The sequence below is a fragment of the Ruminococcus sp. 1001136sp1_2201st1_G3_2201SCRN_220225 genome, assembly GCF_040924365.1.
In the GTDB taxonomy this organism is placed as follows: domain Bacteria; phylum Bacillota; class Clostridia; order Lachnospirales; family Lachnospiraceae; genus Blautia_A; species Blautia_A faecis.
Map to the genome: position 1 here is coordinate 42398 of NZ_JBCOME010000004.1, position 17086 is coordinate 59483.

Annotated in this window: 11 protein-coding genes and 1 pseudogene; all 12 read right to left on the reverse strand. The window is 43.8% G+C overall.

All coding sequences use genetic code 11. The features are described from left to right. Window positions 1–33: 33 nt before the first annotated feature. On the reverse strand, window positions 34–2400 hold the full coding sequence (locus AB5642_RS02650) for a TIM-barrel domain-containing protein (protein WP_173734775.1): 2367 nt from the start codon (window positions 2398–2400) through the stop codon (window positions 34–36). 187 nt (window positions 2401–2587) lie between these two features. After that, window positions 2588–3457: an AraC family transcriptional regulator gene (locus AB5642_RS02655; RefSeq protein WP_148461547.1), complete on the reverse strand. Its 870-nt coding sequence runs from the start codon at window positions 3455–3457 to the stop codon at window positions 2588–2590. Between the two features lie 121 nt (window positions 3458–3578). Continuing rightward, window positions 3579–3875 (reverse strand): hypothetical protein, encoded by a 297-nt coding sequence (locus AB5642_RS02660; RefSeq protein WP_195391788.1) that lies wholly within the window; start codon window positions 3873–3875, stop codon window positions 3579–3581. After that, window positions 3876–5048 carry an aminotransferase class V-fold PLP-dependent enzyme gene (locus tag AB5642_RS02665; RefSeq protein ID WP_237925442.1) on the reverse strand — a complete coding sequence of 391 codons (1173 nt, stop codon included), beginning with the start codon at window positions 5046–5048 and terminating at the stop codon, window positions 3876–3878. 5 nt (window positions 5049–5053) lie between these two features. Further along, window positions 5054–6421: a hypothetical protein gene (locus AB5642_RS02670; protein ID WP_118577584.1), complete on the reverse strand. Its 1368-nt coding sequence runs from the start codon at window positions 6419–6421 to the stop codon at window positions 5054–5056. Window positions 6422–6740: 319 nt separating this feature from the next. Next, a complete protein-coding gene (locus AB5642_RS02675) occupies window positions 6741–8834 on the reverse strand; it encodes a corrinoid protein (RefSeq protein ID WP_237925449.1) in 2094 nt (697 codons plus the stop codon). A gap of 54 nt (window positions 8835–8888) precedes the next feature. Next, window positions 8889–9668: pseudogene (locus AB5642_RS02680) on the reverse strand (methyltetrahydrofolate cobalamin methyltransferase); the annotation flags it as partial. A gap of 284 nt (window positions 9669–9952) precedes the next feature. Continuing rightward, the gene (locus AB5642_RS02685; RefSeq protein ID WP_173718065.1) at window positions 9953–10489 is read right to left on the reverse strand and encodes a DUF2284 domain-containing protein; all 537 of its coding nucleotides are present in this window, start codon (window positions 10487–10489) and stop codon (window positions 9953–9955) included. Between the two features lie 163 nt (window positions 10490–10652). Continuing rightward, complete coding sequence (locus AB5642_RS02690; protein ID WP_237925443.1) at window positions 10653–12623, reverse strand: ASKHA domain-containing protein; 1971 nt, start codon at window positions 12621–12623, stop codon at window positions 10653–10655. A gap of 49 nt (window positions 12624–12672) precedes the next feature. Further along, window positions 12673–13077: an HI0074 family nucleotidyltransferase substrate-binding subunit gene (locus tag AB5642_RS02695; RefSeq protein ID WP_118577587.1), complete on the reverse strand. Its 405-nt coding sequence runs from the start codon at window positions 13075–13077 to the stop codon at window positions 12673–12675. Continuing rightward, window positions 13049–13357 carry a nucleotidyltransferase family protein gene (locus AB5642_RS02700; protein WP_226814871.1) on the reverse strand — a complete coding sequence of 103 codons (309 nt, stop codon included), beginning with the start codon at window positions 13355–13357 and terminating at the stop codon, window positions 13049–13051. The genes AB5642_RS02695 and AB5642_RS02700 overlap by 29 nt, the downstream gene beginning before the upstream one ends. 286 nt (window positions 13358–13643) lie before the next feature. Beyond that, complete coding sequence (locus AB5642_RS02705; RefSeq protein ID WP_195409251.1) at window positions 13644–17021, reverse strand: EAL domain-containing protein; 3378 nt, start codon at window positions 17019–17021, stop codon at window positions 13644–13646. Window positions 17022–17086 lie beyond the last annotated feature (65 nt).

The window sequence follows — 17086 nt, forward strand, 5'->3', positions numbered from 1 at the left end:
TCTCTCCACTTTCGCTTCCCGCACCGCAGTATCCTACTTTATAATCACCGTCTCATAAACCGCTTCCCTCATTCCCGGGAAGCTGCCCTCTCTACGCCCATTCACCAGCTGTCCTGCCGCATCCTTCCACTGGAATCTGGTCATCGCATACGCCCCATTCTCAAAGTTATAGTTATTTCCTTCATCCTCATACAGCACAAACTCTCCGTCTGCCCCAGGATAAACGATAATCTGTACCGGCTTCTCTGGCTCCTGCTCTGCATAAACCAGCCCATCAGCCACCGGAATGATCGCACCCGCCTTCACGAAAATCGGGATCCGGTCAATAGGTGTCTCCACCTTCACATACTGGCCGCCCTCATATTTCTCATTTGTCCAGTAATCGTACCAGATCGTACCAGCCGGCAGATAACACTCCCATGTCTTTTCCCTGTTAAGCACGGTACTTTCCGGACCATAATACATAGGCTCCGTAACTGCACAGATCAGCAGGGATGGTCCAAACATAAACTCATTCTCCACCTTTCGCGCCTCCCTGTCCTCCGGGAAATCAAACAACAGGCTTCGCATAATGGTATAATCCTCAAAATGTACCGCCCCTGCCAGCGAATAAATATAAGGCATAAAATGATATCTCAGCTTGATAAATTTCTCGATAGCATCATAGAACATAGTGCCCTTTTCCCCGAAATTCCAGATTTCTCTCGGCGTATCTGTACCATGAGACCGGAACATAGGAAGAAATGTTCCCATCTGAAGCCAGCGTGTATAAAGCTCACAATATCCCTTATCTTTCACACCCTCATTATATTTTCCCTGCCAGAACCACTTGGGCTCCGGATCCGTGTTGCATCCGCATCCACGGTTCTGCCACTTATCTGCAACTGTGAAAAAGGCTCCGATATCCAAGGTCCAATAGGGATAACCGCTCAGTCCCATATTCAAACCTTCTACGATCTGGATCTTCAGATTCTTCCAGTCCGCGCAGGTATCTCCAGACCACAGCATAGCTGCATACTTCTGACCAGATGCATAACCGGAACGTGTCAAATTCAGTACACGCATATCCTCCCGATCCTTTCTCTGGTTCTCATAAATTCCCTTTGCATGCTCCAGGGCAAAAGCGTTGGCCACAGCAGGATCCAGGTATTTCTTGTGCTCGCCTCCAACCAGCTGGAAACGCTCCCAGGGCTCTCTTTTCACCGCACCGCCCCAGTCCGGACCGGAAAACGGCTCTGTGGAGTCACACCACCAGGAATCAAAGCCCTGGTCAAACAGCCCCTCCTTCGCCTGTTTCCAGTACATTTCTCTTGCTTTTTCATTAAAAGCATCATAGGTTGCATAATCATACAGAAGATATCCGGCATCAAAAAATTCCTGATGATTTTTTCCTCCGGCATTCATATTCGGCCATACAGAGACCATGCTGTGGGCATGCATCTCATGAATCCGCTCCATGCACTCCTTGTTATCCCCATAACGGGACTGATCCAGAATCTTCTCCCCCCAGTTGCCCGGATCCCAGGTATTCCAGTCCTGAACCACACAATCCAGCGGAACCCCGATTTCTCTGTAATGGCGTACAATTTCCTCTAATTCTTTGGAAGTATAATATTGCTCCTTGGACTGGATATAACCATAAGCCCACTTCGGCAGCATCTGCGCCTTGCCTGTCAAATAGCGATAAGCATGGATAATTCCATCCATGGTATTGCCGCCCATGAAATAATAATCGATCTGATCCACTGTATCCAAAAACAGGTAAGACTCCCTTCCCTCATCATTAAAAGTCATCAAAGAACAGCAGTCAAACAGCACTCCATATCCTTCTGTAGAAACAAACAGAGGCATTGGGATCCTCATATTGTGCTGGTAAAGATACTGATTGTGTCCGCGATAATTGTAAATTCCTTCCTCCGCCTGGCCAAGACCGTGAATCTCTTCCTCCTCTTTCCAGTCGAAAAATACCCTTGCACGATAACCGTCGCGCACCTTCTCCGGCTTCAGATTCTGAATAAAGTTACGCTCACCGTCAACTGTTTTTACACGGTTGATAACCGGCTTCTCACCTCCAGTTGTATAGCGTACTACGTCAATTTTTGTTAAATCTGCCTTATCCTGTATGCACCACCTGGTTCCGTCCGCGTGCTTCCACTCTATTCTTCCAGATGAAAGTTCCAGAGAGGCCAGAACTTTTCCAGTCTTTAGTTCCAGCTTTTCTTCGTTTTCCTCTGCTGCAAACTCAACTGCCGGATATTCCTTTTTTTCAATAATAAGAGAGTCGTTTCCCTTAATCTCCTCTTTTCCAATTACACAGCGGATAATTTCCTCTGTAACCGGAATCAGCCGGTATAACATTCCTGCCGCTTCCGTCTGTACATACCTGTCTGTTTTTATCATTTTCCATTCCCTCCGTTTTTCAATCCCCTTTTTTTTACGTTGTCTGTCTGAAAGAGCCTCTTGCGTGATAATAAATTCCAACGAAATTTTCCATTACATAAAAAGCTGGCACATCAGGACAAAGCTTCCTGCTTTTATCCTAACATGCCAGCCTGAAAAAGGTCTATGTCTTATCTGCTCCTGAATTTTAATTATTTTTACTCTTCTCATATCCGGGAGTTTTTCCCATATGCTTCTTATATAATCTGTAAAAATTGGAAATATTATTGAACCCACATGCCAAGGCAATCTCAGTCACATTTGCCCCATCCTCCCGAAGCAGCTCCCGGGCCCGGTTCACACGCAGACGTGTCACATAATCACTGAAGCTGATGTTGGTGAACTTACGGAAATAGGAGGAGAAATAGTTGGAGCTCATATAAACAGACGCTGCAACCTCCTCCAGCGTAATCTTCTCACAATAATGAGCGTTTATGTAAGTAAAAGCCTGCTCCAGACGTTTCATGGCATTTTTCTTTTCCCGAAGCATTTCACCGGACTTGGTCTCATCCTGATAAGCCCGGATCAGCATGGTCAGAATCCGCAGAACATTCGCCTTAATCATAAGCGGATAGCCCTCCTTGCGCTCCTGCCATTCCTGGTAAATCTCCTGTATGCTGGTACGGATCTCCGTATTCACCGGTTCTTCATGGCCCACTCTATTCTTAAAATTAGTTCCACGCTCAACAAAGGGCCGCAGATATTCCGTATCAAAAGTACTGATCTTCTCTGCTACAAACTCCGGCGAAAAGATCATAACCAAAAGCTTCATTCTGCCTCCCAGAAGCTTCCAGCCATGCGGCTCTACATTATTGAAAATGATAATATCATTCTCTTCCATGGTATATTCCTGTCCATTGACGAAATAGTTTCCCTTTCCTTCCAGAACCCAGGTGATCTCAAAATAGCTGTGCCAGTGCCAGGTTCCCGGATGACTGTTGGAAGGGTTAAGCTCCACTTCTGATATCTGAAAAGGAAATTCTTTATCAAGAGGAATGCTGTCTCGTTCCAGTCTCATACTCTGCCCCCTGTAATAATCTCATGAGCACAGTATAGCAGACTTGTGTTCTGCATGCAATCAGCCTTAAAGATTATGTTATTGTTCATTCCGTGAACAGGAACACGGAGTAAGCAGTAACTTATTCTTTTTTTTGACCGGAATACAAAAATTCTTCTAACCTTTGCAGCTCATCCTCATGCTTCCCATGAACTGCAATTCTGAAATAATCTTTTCCCTGCACTCCCTTTATCATATAATAATCATTTTCTATTTTGAAAAAAGGCTCTTTCAGCATATCCAGATACACAAAACTTCCCAGAGGTCTCAGACTTAATATAAAAGCTCTGTCTATAGGCGCATCCAGAAGGTAATCCGTTGCGAACCAGCCTGATTCTGCACACTTTTCTCTTGACGGCTGTTTTCCAAGAATTTTCATTTAATCGGCTCCTCTCAATGATACTGCAATCTGGCCTGCTGCCTCCAGAAATGCAAGGATTTCCTCTTCTTTCGTAAACCAGGAAACGCTCACTCTCACAGTTCCACTATTTTTTGTTCCCATTGCCTCATGAATCAGGGGGGAACAATGAAATCCGGCGCGCACTGTAATTTCATAACCATTTTCCAGGATATATGCCGCATCCGAAGCCTTCAGCCCCTGAAAATTCAGGCTCATAACAGGTCCCTTACATTCCGCAAAGCTGCCATATACCTGTACCCCCGGAATTTTCCCAAGCCCTTCATACAAAAGCTTCATCATCCTTTCTTCTTTTTTCTTTATCCTGTCCACGCCGTTTTCCAGCACGAATTCCACACCGGCAAGAAGTGCCCTGATCCCCGGCAGATTCTGAGTGCCGACCTCATACTCATAATCACCGTCTTCATAAGTAAGCTGTTGACTGTTCCGCCCTGTGCCGCCATACTTCAATGGCTTCAGTTCCAGCCCCTTTCTTATGAAAAAGCCCCCGGTGCCTTGTATTCCCAAAAGACTTTTATGCCCTGTAAAAATAACCCCATCTGCCCTCCAGCTGTCTGCATCCACCGGAATACAGCCTGCACTTTGCGATACATCAACAAGCAGAAGCAGATTATTTTCTCTTACAAAATTTCCAATCAGCTTCATATCCTGCACATATCCGGTCACATTGGAACAGTGGTTTACAATAAGAGCTGACGGATTTTTTCCTGTGTTTTCCATTGCTTCTTTCAGACCTTTTTCCAGCGCATTCCGGGTAACTGCTCCATTTTCCAGGCAGGAAATGATTGTTACCGGATGCTTCTTTAATACCGGCTGATTCATAAGCGGGCGCAATACACTATTGTGTTCTGTCTGGGTTGCCAGGATTCCACACCCCTCTTCTCCGTAATCCAGTCCACACAGCACTGTGTTCAGGCTTTCCGTAGCACCTGAGGTAAAAAAGATCCGGTCATGAGCCTGGATGCCCAGCAGCTTTCCAAGCTTTTCCCTGCACCTTTCTTCTGTATCTTTTTTCAAAATTGCGCTTCCTCCCCGGAATTGCGAAGCAGGCGTGTCCATAAGACACGCCTGTACAGCTTCACATACAGAGAAAGGCTTGGGCCAGGAAGTGGCCGCATTGTTCAGATAGATCATCTAACTCATCCTTCCAGGATATTGAAATCCATAACCTTTGCAATTTTTTTGATCAGCCTGGTATAATCACCAAAAATCAGAACCTGATGATGTCCAAAGCCAGCCAGATTGTGCATAAACTCCCTTGCATCATCCATCTGGATATAGTAATACGGGCTGCAATAGGTCTCGGCATATTCCGAACGGATTACTTTTCCTTTCTTAATGCACATGGTATCACCTGCCGGATTGAAACGACCAAGTGTAATATAATCGTCTTCGTTCTGTGTAAAATCAACCTGAAGCTTACCGCCGAAGCCCTGTCCGGTAAATGCCCACAGCTTGTATTCCAGCGGTTTTGTTCCGTATCCGTTCATACAAAGTGCCGGAACTGCATGATGGATCCTGAGCAGCTCATCTGTCTCATGATTTGGATTTCCCATAAAGGCCGGACGGTTTGCAGCGTATTGCATGATCAGCATTGCCATAAGTGCATTCAAGTCTTCCTCGCATCCACTTGGAATTCCCTCATCCTTCATAATTGAATGACACATGCATGGTGTAAATTTACGGTTCTGTGGAATTTCCGTCGTACAAAGCTCATGACAGGCTGTGGAAAATGCATTGCAATCATAAATATCCATCATTTTCTTTGCTGCAAGATAATATTTAATGTCATTGATAAACCAGTCGGTATTTACCTGAGTATCTGTAGAACCAGCAATCAGCTTATCCGCAATTGGCTTTGCCTCTTCATCCGTAATCTCATCCATATATTTGAAAATAGATGTGAATGGAAGCTTGATCACTTCAAATCCATAACGCTGACGAAGAACCTCCGGATCACGGATAAGGCTCTGAATTCCAAATGTAGGCTGGGAACCTGCGGTCAGCACAAGTGCTCTTGTATTGCGAACTGCTTTTCTTACCCAGAGAATATGTGCGATTTCATTTACATCCTGAAGATCCATTGCCACATATGCTTCCACGCCAATTGAGCGGCAATATGCTGCAAAATCAATGCCCTCATTTCCATTCTGCCAGATAATGACCGGTTTTCTGTAGCGTTCCAGCTTCGGAATTCTCCATCCCATGCAAAGGAAGCAGTCAATTTCATCTACATCTTCACCGATCTTGTCGAACATTTCTTTTTCTACAACAAAGGATTCATTATATCTTACATCCAATGCCTCTTTAAATTCAACCTCGCTAATCACGTCCTTCAGGGCCTCTACAGAGCTTTTGAAGGTTTCATCAGCAACCTTTGTCTCTGCCTCTACAGTCATGTCTTCTTTTCGTCCGGCACGGCACGGTCCCTCCCAGAAATGAGTATGTGTCAGACAACCGATCAATGGTCTTACAACAAGTTTTACATCCATAGCTTTCTGTTTCATAGTTTGAAATACCTCTTTTCCCCATTCAATTTTTGTGTTTCCCCCGCGTATTAATTTCAATTATATCTTTTAAAAAAACTTTTTCTTCTATTTTCTTCCTGTTACTTTATACTTTCTTATTGTTTTTTGTACTAATTACACAAATATTATAATTATTCCTATTAGTTTTATATGAATTATTGCACGTTGTATATCTCATACAGACAACGCAAAGCGCCGACAGATTTACCTGCCGGCGCTTTTTGGTTTTTATTATGGAGTTAACAAAACAAACTTAATTTGAATATGGGTTACTTCCATCAATAAGACTGCATATGTTTCAGCGTCCCAGAGACTCTACAAAAGTTCCCTTCACATCGCTCCAGTTGCGGTCTGCATAATCAAGAAGATATGCAGCCTGCTCCATGGACATTTCCGGGAAAAGAAGGAAAAGGCTGTGGGAGCCGTATTTATTTACAATTCGGTCTACGTTGCGGATCCAGTCTTCAAACTCACCGGAATATACCTTTACCCAGATAGATTTTCCTGCTGCGATAGCTTTGTCGTAGATCACATCCCAATCCGGAAGTGTTCCGTCCGGGCCGGCATCGCCGCTGGTCCACTGAAGAGCATCGATTCCATCAATTTCCATAAGCGCATCCATGTGCTTAATTGCAGCCGGACCATCCAGATGATAAAGTACATGATCCACATTTTCAGACTGACTGCGTAAGGACGGCTGGATATATTTACGGAAATCTTCCGGTGACATCATTGCTGAGAAATCGCACTGAAGCTTCACCGTTCTGCCTGGTCCCCAGATCTGGAATACGGTGTATGCATTTCCGCCTTCTTCATCTTTGATAACATCATAAAAACGGTCATAATATTCATAATAAATGTCCGTTACCTCCTGGATTCTTTCCCCAATCATTTCCGGCTCATCCAGAAGATCGAAGAGAATGTCCTGGGCTCCGCGAAGAGAAGCAAGAACGTCAATATTTTCCATAAGGTCAGGCATATCCACATAGAAGTCATCTCCGGCAAGTGCCTGACAATCCTTTGCAAGCTGAAGATGTTTCTTAAACCATTTATTCTCCGGATCAAAGGTCAGCTTCGGCACACCGTCCCAGCCGTCCAGACATTTGTTAAACCATACTGTATCTTCTTTAAACCCAATTTCAGAACCAAGATAAGAAGCAAGTGAGCCTGGTCCAAAATCAATATTCAGATTCGGAAAGCTCTCTCCAAGGAATGCATGTGTCTGGCAGAAGTAACGATAGCGGTCAACAATTCTCTGAGGGTTCTGGTATTTGTCCTCCATATCTTTCCACTTCAGTTCTTCCGGCATATTATAGTATTTTCCCTGACAGATCTGATCCAGATAACCGCCCTCTACAGGTGTTCCGTCGGAGTACTGCTCCACCTCAGGTCTTCTTGCGATTACGCACATAAGCGGTCTTCCCGTGTTCTTATGCGCCCAGTAGTTGCGGAATTTCTCTTTGGCAGCTTCCATATTTACTTTGTAGCCTTCACCAGGTTTTGGAAGCTGAATTTTGCTCAGATCCACTTTATCCTTCACAAAATGAGGTGCCTCATGAAGCGGTCTGCGTACCCAGGTACCATTGGTTTCGGATGTTTCGTAGGAATCATCTTCCGGAGTTTCTTCTGCATCCGGCTCTGACTTTGTCTGCGCATCAGTCATCGCAATATTTTTCTCTTTGTCTTCCGCACCTGCAGTTACGCTTTCCTCGCCCTTTACTGAAACCTGGTCAAATTCCCCGGCTGCTGCCTTTGCACAGAATCCGGATTCCGCATATTTTTTTGCACACTCTGCCGCAGAAGCTGCATCCTCTGTGTAAGCGTCTGCTCCGATCTCATCTGCAAATTCCTGGCTGATAGGCGCACCGCCAACCATAATCTTAATACGGCTTCTGAATGGCTGTGAAAGAAGTGCCGCTACTGTGTCACGAAGTGACGGCATTGTAGTGGTAAGAAGAGCGGAAAGTGCTACAATGCTTGCTTCTTTGTGCTTATTTACCTCATCAATAAAAGTCTGGATCGGCACATCAACACCAAGGTCAATTACTTCGAAGCCTGCACTTTCGAACATCATTCCAACCAGATTTTTACCAATGTCATGAAGATCTCCGGCAACCGTTCCAAGAATGATGGTTCCTGCGCTTCCGGCCTCTCCGGTTGCAAGATATGGCTTCAGTACTTCCACACCAGCCTTCATGGCTCTGGCTGCAGCCAGCATCTGTGGTACAAAAATAATCTCTTTCTTAAAGTTATCGCCAACAACTGCCATGGCGCCGATCATGGCGTCGTTGAGGATTGCAGTTGGATCACATCCTGCATCAAGTGCCTCCTGGACAGCCTGTCCGATTTCTTTATTTTTTCCATCCTGGGTTAATTTGAAAACCTTCTGCATTTTCTCATCAAGCGGAGATGCAGGAGCCGGCTGAGCGGCTTCCTCGGATGCTTTGTTTCCGAATTTATCAATATACTGCAGGCAGTATTCATCACGCTCCAGAAGTGCGTTTGTTGCATAGATCATACCAATCATGTTTTTGTTGGTCGGATCTACGATGGCACTGTCCATACCAGCATTCATAGCAAGAACCATAAATGCCTGGTTAATATTTTTTCTCACCGGAAGTCCGAAGGAAATATTAGAAAGTCCGCTTGTAATGTGGATCTCCGGATATTCGTATTTGATTCTTCTGCAGCAGTCTGCAAATACAGTCAGCGCAGTCTGGTCTGTTCCCAGGGTTACAACCAGTGGGTCAATATGTAAACGGCTTGGTGCAATGCCGTACTGTTTCGCTTTTTCCATAATTCCAAAGAAAATTTTCATACGACGCTCTACGGAATCCGGAATTCCATCGTTATCGCAGAGAAGGGCTACGCACTCCCAGTCTGTGTCTGCGATCACTGGAAAAATCGTGTCAATTTTGTCTCCTTCAAGGGAAACAGAGTTAATAAGTCCCGGTCTTTTACAAAATGGAATGGCTGCAACGCAGGATCTGGCACTTGGACTGTCCACACAGATTGGTGTATCTGTCACTTCCTGTACAAGGTCGATCATCCATTTCAAGGTTTCTACTTCTACAGCCTCTTCTACTGAGGCACATACGTCCAGAAATGTGGCTCCCGCTTCTGCCTGCATTCTGGCTCTTTCTCTGATCAGGTCCGCATCCTTCTCAGCAATGGCTTTTGCAACTGACGGAATGGATCCGTTCAGCTTCTCACCAATAATAATCATGGCATTTTCCCTCCAATATGAAATTGTAATTGCTACTGTTCACTCCGTGACCAGTAACTTGTAATTTTCTGTCACAATCTTCTCCGCAAGCTGTAACAGTTTCGTTCTCTCCGCTGCAAGTCCTCCGCTAAATGGACTTGCTTTTTACAAATTCATTTTATATCAATTGGGGGAAATTCCTCTTCTGTTATTTTCTCATTCGATTATACTATCTTACTGTGAATAATTTCACAGCTTAATGCATATGCAGAATGTCCAGCCACCTGCATTTCATCTTCCCAGTTTCACTTTAATAAATAACAGCTGGTATATGCAATCTTTCCCGGGCCATAGTAATAGTCCAGGTGGTTTGCCTGACAAACCTGCATGACCAGCATTCCATAGGCTTCCATAGAGGAAAAGGCCTGGTCCGGAAAGCGGCAGGGAGCGTCCGGACAGGTACAGGTTTTGCATTTTGTGCAGCAGCCTGCGCCCATTGGAAGCATATTCGGGTAAAATTTCCGCAGATCTTTTTCCAGGCTGTAAAAGGAGGCTTTGTGCATAGCTTCTGTGCGCATCATACCTTCCCCATCCATGGAATCCTCCAGCTGTCCCACTGTCTGTACCAAGATTCCAAGTTTATACTTTCTTACTCTTTGTTTGCATTCCTCCAGGGTTCCGCAGCCGGGCGGACAGCTCCAGCATTTGTTGTATTTGTGACAGGAATCGGAGGCGCACATCTGGCGTACTTCTGGCTTTAGTTCAATGGTATCGCAGGCAAGGGGTACCACGTTGGTGAAACCGTGGGACAGGCATAGTTGTTTTAAGTCTTTGAAATTCATGTCTCTAATCCTTTTTTAATCATTATTATCCACAGATAACAATATGCAAAAACATTTTATAATTCTCTGTCTTCTATTTTTATATCTTGTTTCTATTTTTTATCTTGCTTCTATTTTTATAAAATCAGCACTAAAATTTCCTGTAATAAACACGGAAATCTCTTTACCTTTCAAATCCCAGCTCATCTACGAAACAATCCTGAAATTCCGGGCAGGCCGCCAGTTCCAGAAATTCCATGTTTCGCACTGCATTTTCAATCTCGTGACGCTCATTCTTATTTAGCAATGCAATCTTAGCACCTTCCCCGGCGATATTTCCCACACATTGTACTTTCTTCACAAAGCTTTCCGGGATCAGCCCAATCCGGGCTGCGTTTTCTGCACTCATATAATTGCCGAATCCACCTGCCAGATACACGGTCTGGATCTGGGATTCTTCTATGCTTCTTTTCTTTAATAAAAGCTGGATTCCAGCGGCAATGGCTGCTTTGGCAAGTTGAACCTCGCCAATGTCTTTCTGGGTAAGATAGACTCCGCAATCATTCTCAAAACGCGACTGCCCACTCCCATTTTTTTCGTTTCTCTGTAGGCACTCCGTTTTCTCACTTTGCGCATCCTCTGACATATTCTGCTCACATTGGGCAAAAACAGTTTCTTGTGGTGGCACAAGCATAAACGTGTCTGATCTTTCCTGCCCACTGTGAAGAATTCCATTTTCCTCTAACAGACCTGCACGCAGAAGCTCTGCCACCAGATCAATCAGCCCGGAACCGCATAGGCCTACAGGCTTCTCACCGCCAATTGTGGTATACTGCCATTTTCCATCTTCATATTTTACATGATCAATAGCTCCCGGAAGCCCCCGCATTCCGCACTGGATCTTCGCCCCTTCAAAGGCTGGGCCAGATGCCGCGGAGCAGGCTGCCAGGCCATATTTATTTCCAAGAATCATCTCTGTGTTAGTTCCGATATCCAGCATTAAAGTTATTTCATCCTTCAGATCCTGTCGAAGAGCCAGAAGACAGCCACTGGTGTCTGCGCCTATGTATCCGGCGATATTCGGAAGAAGGAGCAACTGGCCTTTTTGGTGGATGTGAATACCATAATCGGCTGCGCGCAAAGTAAGGGACTGACTGATTGCAGGCGTATATGGCGCATGTACCAAAGAAGCCGGGGAAATTCCAAGAAACAGGTGGTGCATACAGGTGTTTCCAACAAGACTTACCTGATAGATATCTTCCACTCCAGGCATCCATTCAGCGCTTTTCGTCTTGCCATTGACAGTTTGATCATTCACTTTTTTCCTTCCACTTGCTATTTTGGGAGCTTTTTGAGTTTTTACAATAAGACTTTCCAGTATTTTATTTATTGTCTTCTGCACGCACTTGCTCAGCGTTTCTGTGCCATGTTCCAGCGCATAATTGGCTCTTTGAATTACGTCTCCGCCATACTGCATCTGAGGATTCATTCTACTTTCTACTGCCAAGTTTTCCCCAGTTCTACCATCCAGAAGATACCCCACAATTGTAGTCGTTCCAAGGTCGATTGCCGCAGTAAAAATCCCATCACCTTTTTCACCACTACTATTCACTCCATGGACAGAATCTTCATGGACGCCAACAATTGGTCTTAAATCAAGGATTTCTTCATCTGTATAGGCTACTTGCCACTCTGGATTGAAGCTTCGTTTTTCATAGAGACTTCCGGCAAGTTTTACATCTGTTTTTATACACCCATAATCTACATCTGACGTTCTTTTATTGTCTGAGATTCCATATACGTCTTCCACCAGCCGCTCCCACTCTGACTTTTTTTCCCCAGTCTCCGGCTTCTCCAGCCACACTGTTTTCACCTGCAATTCTGGCTGGAAATTCACCTTTCTGGAAAATCCTTCGCTCAAAATTTTACCTCTATTTTTCTTCCCGGGAATCTCCACCTGACAGTCCTTTTCCACCTTCGTCTGACATGCCAGCACAGGCTTTCCATCTACCTTCACCAGACATTTCCCACAGGTTCCCTGCCCTCCGCAAGGCACATCCGGCGCAAGCCCCGCCTGAATCTCCGCCTCCAGAACGCTGGTTCCAACCGGAACCTCTATACTAATCTCTTCCCTCACAAAATACACCTTAGCCATAACCCAAACTCCCTAAAAACAACCGACCGGGCATGCCCCGGTCGATGTATTATTCTTTCAGCAATTTTTCAACAGCCTTTTTGAAATCATATAATTTATCAATATACACATGAACAATTGTCCCGCAATGTTCTTTCACAATCACTCCATCATAGTCGTGTGCAAGCTGATTTCTTACTTTCAGCATATCCATCCACTCATCACCAGTAATCAGATTCGCCTGAAATGATTCTCTGAGAACTTCTCTTGGTGAGCCAGTGACAAATCCAGTTATTGCATAATACTGTACCAGAATATCTTTCATAACCTTCCACGCCAAGTCAAATGTAATACTGAATTTAGCACTGGTTCCACTAAGTACAAAAGAATCTGACAAATCACGCTGTTTCGCCTCCGCCAGAGAGTCCAGTGAATTTCTAAACGACTCAAATCTTCTTATAAATTTCTCGTCCATATTGTTTTATATCCTCCAACAACAGCTGATTCTGACAAGTATCAAGATCAACCAGATCAATTGTGTACAATGTTGGAATCTCTTCTAAATTCTCCTGCAAATCAAGAATTTCGTGTGAAGCGACTCCAGACACTGCAATATCAATATCGCTCCGCTCTGTCGCAGTTCCCTTTGCCCGGGATCCATACAGAATTATCTTCTGTGCCCCATACAATCTGCACCGTTGTATAATTTCTGTCATGACCTCATCAACGCGCATAGTTTCCCCCATTTCACTCATAAAACTAATTTCATTATAGGTTAAATCCCACGCAACGTCAATTTGCAAAATCTATCTAATTTATTGCCATCAACATCCAGTATCAAATTATCTCTATCATTTTTTCCATTTTCTCACTCATTTCCTAACTGCTTATCACTGATATTTTTTCAAGTTTTTAAAATGTATTTTTAAAACTTTTGTATTTTACATTTTTTTAATTTTATGTGCTGTAGCAGATTATTTTATACACACATAAAAAGAATCCGGCACAAAGCATTTTTATACACTTTGTACCGGATTTCTCTTATTTTTCTTGTACAAATTTTCTCACAAACTCTTCATACCCACAAGGCTTCCCCCAGAAATATCCCTGTGTGAATTCCGGGCACAGCTTTCGGATTTTGAGCCATTCCTGGGCACTTTCTATACCTTCGATACAAATCTTCATATCCAGATTATGAATCATGGTGCAAAACTGATTCAGAAGATAATATTCCTGCTCATCTGCAACTGCTTTCGCAGTGAAAGAACGGTCGATCTTAATGATCTCTGGTTTCAGCTCGCTGAGATAATGGAAGTTCGAGTAGCCGGTTCCAAAGTCATCCAGCGCCAGACTGATTCCCATTCGCTTCAGTTCTGTGAGAAAATGCTTCTCATTTATATTTTGTTCCAGAAGATCGCTCTCTGTCAATTCCACGATCACCGCTTCCAGCGGCAGCCCTGTCCTTTTCATTTCTGCACTGATATCCTGAATCACATCAGACTTAGAGGCCTGTACCTGGGAAATATTAATACTCATCCGGAACCCTGAAAGTATCTTCCTGATCTCACTGCATTTTCCCATAGCCTCTTTCATCATCCAACGGCCAGCAGGAATAATCAGACCTGTTTCTTCCAGAATGGGAATGAACTCCGCCGGTGAAATCATTCCGAATTTTTCTGAGGTAAAACGCATTAAAGCTTCTGCTCCATAAGGCACTTTTTTGTCTTCAGCAAATACAGGCTGGTAAAAAGCTGTAAAGCCCTGAAATCCATTAATTACAGCTTCCCGCAGTTCCTGGGTGATCTCCCTTTTCCGAAGAAATTTTCTGTAGGTTTCCCCATTAAATATATAACAACGGTTTCTTCCCAGCTTCTTCGCCTCATTCAGGGCAAAATCCGTCAGCTTCAATGCTTCTGAACACTGATTTCCCTTTAATGCCGCAAATGGTACAATTCCTCCTGAAACCGTATACATGACTTTAAATTCATTGGTTTCAATAAATCTGTCTATTGCCTCTCTCACTTTATCATAAAGCTTATCCGCATCCTTCGCTTCGTCAGAAGCAACATCCAGAATCAGAAATTCATCTGCCACAAGCTTGTACACCTTCTGTCCTTCTGATGTACAGCCTGAAATACACTCCGCCGTTTTCTTAAGTACAAAGTCACCGTACTCCTGTCCGAAGTTATCATTGATTTCCTTAAAATGATCGATTCCTATACGAAGCAGATATCCTGTCTCCAAAGGAGTATCCAGCTGGTTCATATACTCCCGGAAACCAGACTCTCCCAATAGTCCGCTTACATTATCTGCCTTCTGTCTCTTTCCAATTTCGTTCACACAACCAATCATGTAAAGAGGTTTCATGTTATCGTCACGGACCAGATACCCTTTGCAATGAATCCAGATCGGCTTTTTTTTCAGATCCAGCCAACGATATTCCATGCTATGGGTGCAGCGGTCTGTTTCCAGAAGATCATCAAATTCCGCTTTCAGTTTTTCATAATCCGGTGCATATACAAATTCCTTATGCTTCGAAATTACATTATGAAAACCATTTTTGGGAATACAGAAGCGTTCAAGAGCCTGATTTGCTATGTAATAAAAATCCGACCGAAAGTCAACCACATATGGGTAATTATCTGTAGTCGGACTAAGAAGATCGATCACACTGCAAAGCTCATCCACAGACATGCTCTGAAACTTTTTCTCCTGCAGGATCACCTCATCTGTGATCTCCTCTGTCGACTGCTTACTCATACGGGAGAGCAGATTGTCCAGACCTGCTGACCGTGCCACCTTCTTTCTGCGCTTCTGACGGTACAGCATGGTATCACTTCGTCTTACAATATCCTTAAAGTCAAAATCTATATCAGGCTGATAATAAGCATATCCGGCTGACATGCTGAGTGGATACTCCAGCTTGTTCGTTTCCGCTGTTTTTTTCAAAATCAGCTCAAGCGCCTTCAGCCGTTCCGGAATCATATCCTTCTCATCGCTATGATATACATATGCAAACTCATCGCCGCCAATCCGAAAACAGTTCTTTACATTCTGAAATGCCTGACTGATACACTGATAGCATAGCTTCAGCGCTTCGTCTCCCTTTTCATGCCCAAAATTGTCATTGATCACTTTCAGATTATCCAGATCAAACAGAACTACACCTGTTGTACGAAGTTTAATATCACTTTCCTCCAGATATTTCACCATGTCCTCGTAAGCGTTTCGGTTCATGGCCTCTGTGAGCATATCCATGTTGGCTATTTTCTGCAGATAGATCACCTTTTGTTTCTGGATGTATTGATCGTAATATTGGGAAACCTGGATCCAGATCAGCATAATGATAAACAGCAGGGTTCCTATGGGAAGCAAAATGGATGTCTGTTGAAATTTTCTCAAATAATAAAGGAACATTTCTGCCATTCCGAATACTATGAGCACACACATAGGATACTGGAATTTCTTGGCTTCATCGTTGCCTTCTTTTCTGGCCTCGTAAAGAATGAGGGCAACTGTGTAAACTGCATTGGCAACCATAATAACATGGGTTGCGGGAAGCAGCCGGAATATATCAATAATTCCCGTACACTGAAGCAGAACGTCAGCTGCCATATTCGCAAGATAAAGAATGGGAAAAATCAATGCACCTTTGTGGTATCTGCTTTTGCAGATATCATATAGCAGAAAATTAAAGGGTACCGGGAAAAGGAAGAATGAAAAATAATCTACAAAATACAAAGTTCTTCCATCCGGAATCAAAAACTGCAGGAATCCACATTGTGCCAGTGTCCATACTGCAATCAGCAATGAGAAAAATCCAAGGTTTAAAAAGACCTCTATCTTCGTTTCTGTCTTGTCTCTTCTTTTTCTTCGCACTGCTCCCAAATAAAGCAGCAGGCAGATGATACTTGCAAACAGAATCCCGCAGCTGAGTAACAGGGTTTTAAAGCTGTCCATTAAAATTTTCAGAACGCAATTGCCTCGTGTTCCGTATACAATGCTGACTTCATTTCCATAATAGTTGTCATATACTGGAATAATTCTGACCTCAAGACTTTTACCAGCGCTGTCTTCCGGAATATTCACAATGTGCCAGCAGCTTCCCGGTGACTTCATAAAGCTGGGAGCATCTTCTTCATTTCCGTATTCGTATATTTTTTCTCCGTCCAGCCACACTTCTGCAATGGTGTGTGTGGTTTTAAATAAGATTGATCTGGGATCATCGAAGTCTTCGGGCAGAGCAATATTCTCTGATTTGATTTCTCCATCTGTCAGTTTTTTTGTTTCAAACCTAATCGTATTATCCCAGAGCAATTTTTCCCTGGCTGTACTCTGACTGAATATCCAACCTGAAAAACCAATTGCAAACAATCCAAATACGAACAGGGTGATCCATAGTTTTTTTTCTATTTTCATAGTTTCTCCCTACTACATAAAATAGCACTGCTCACTAAGTGCACAATGATCACCTTGTGCTGCAA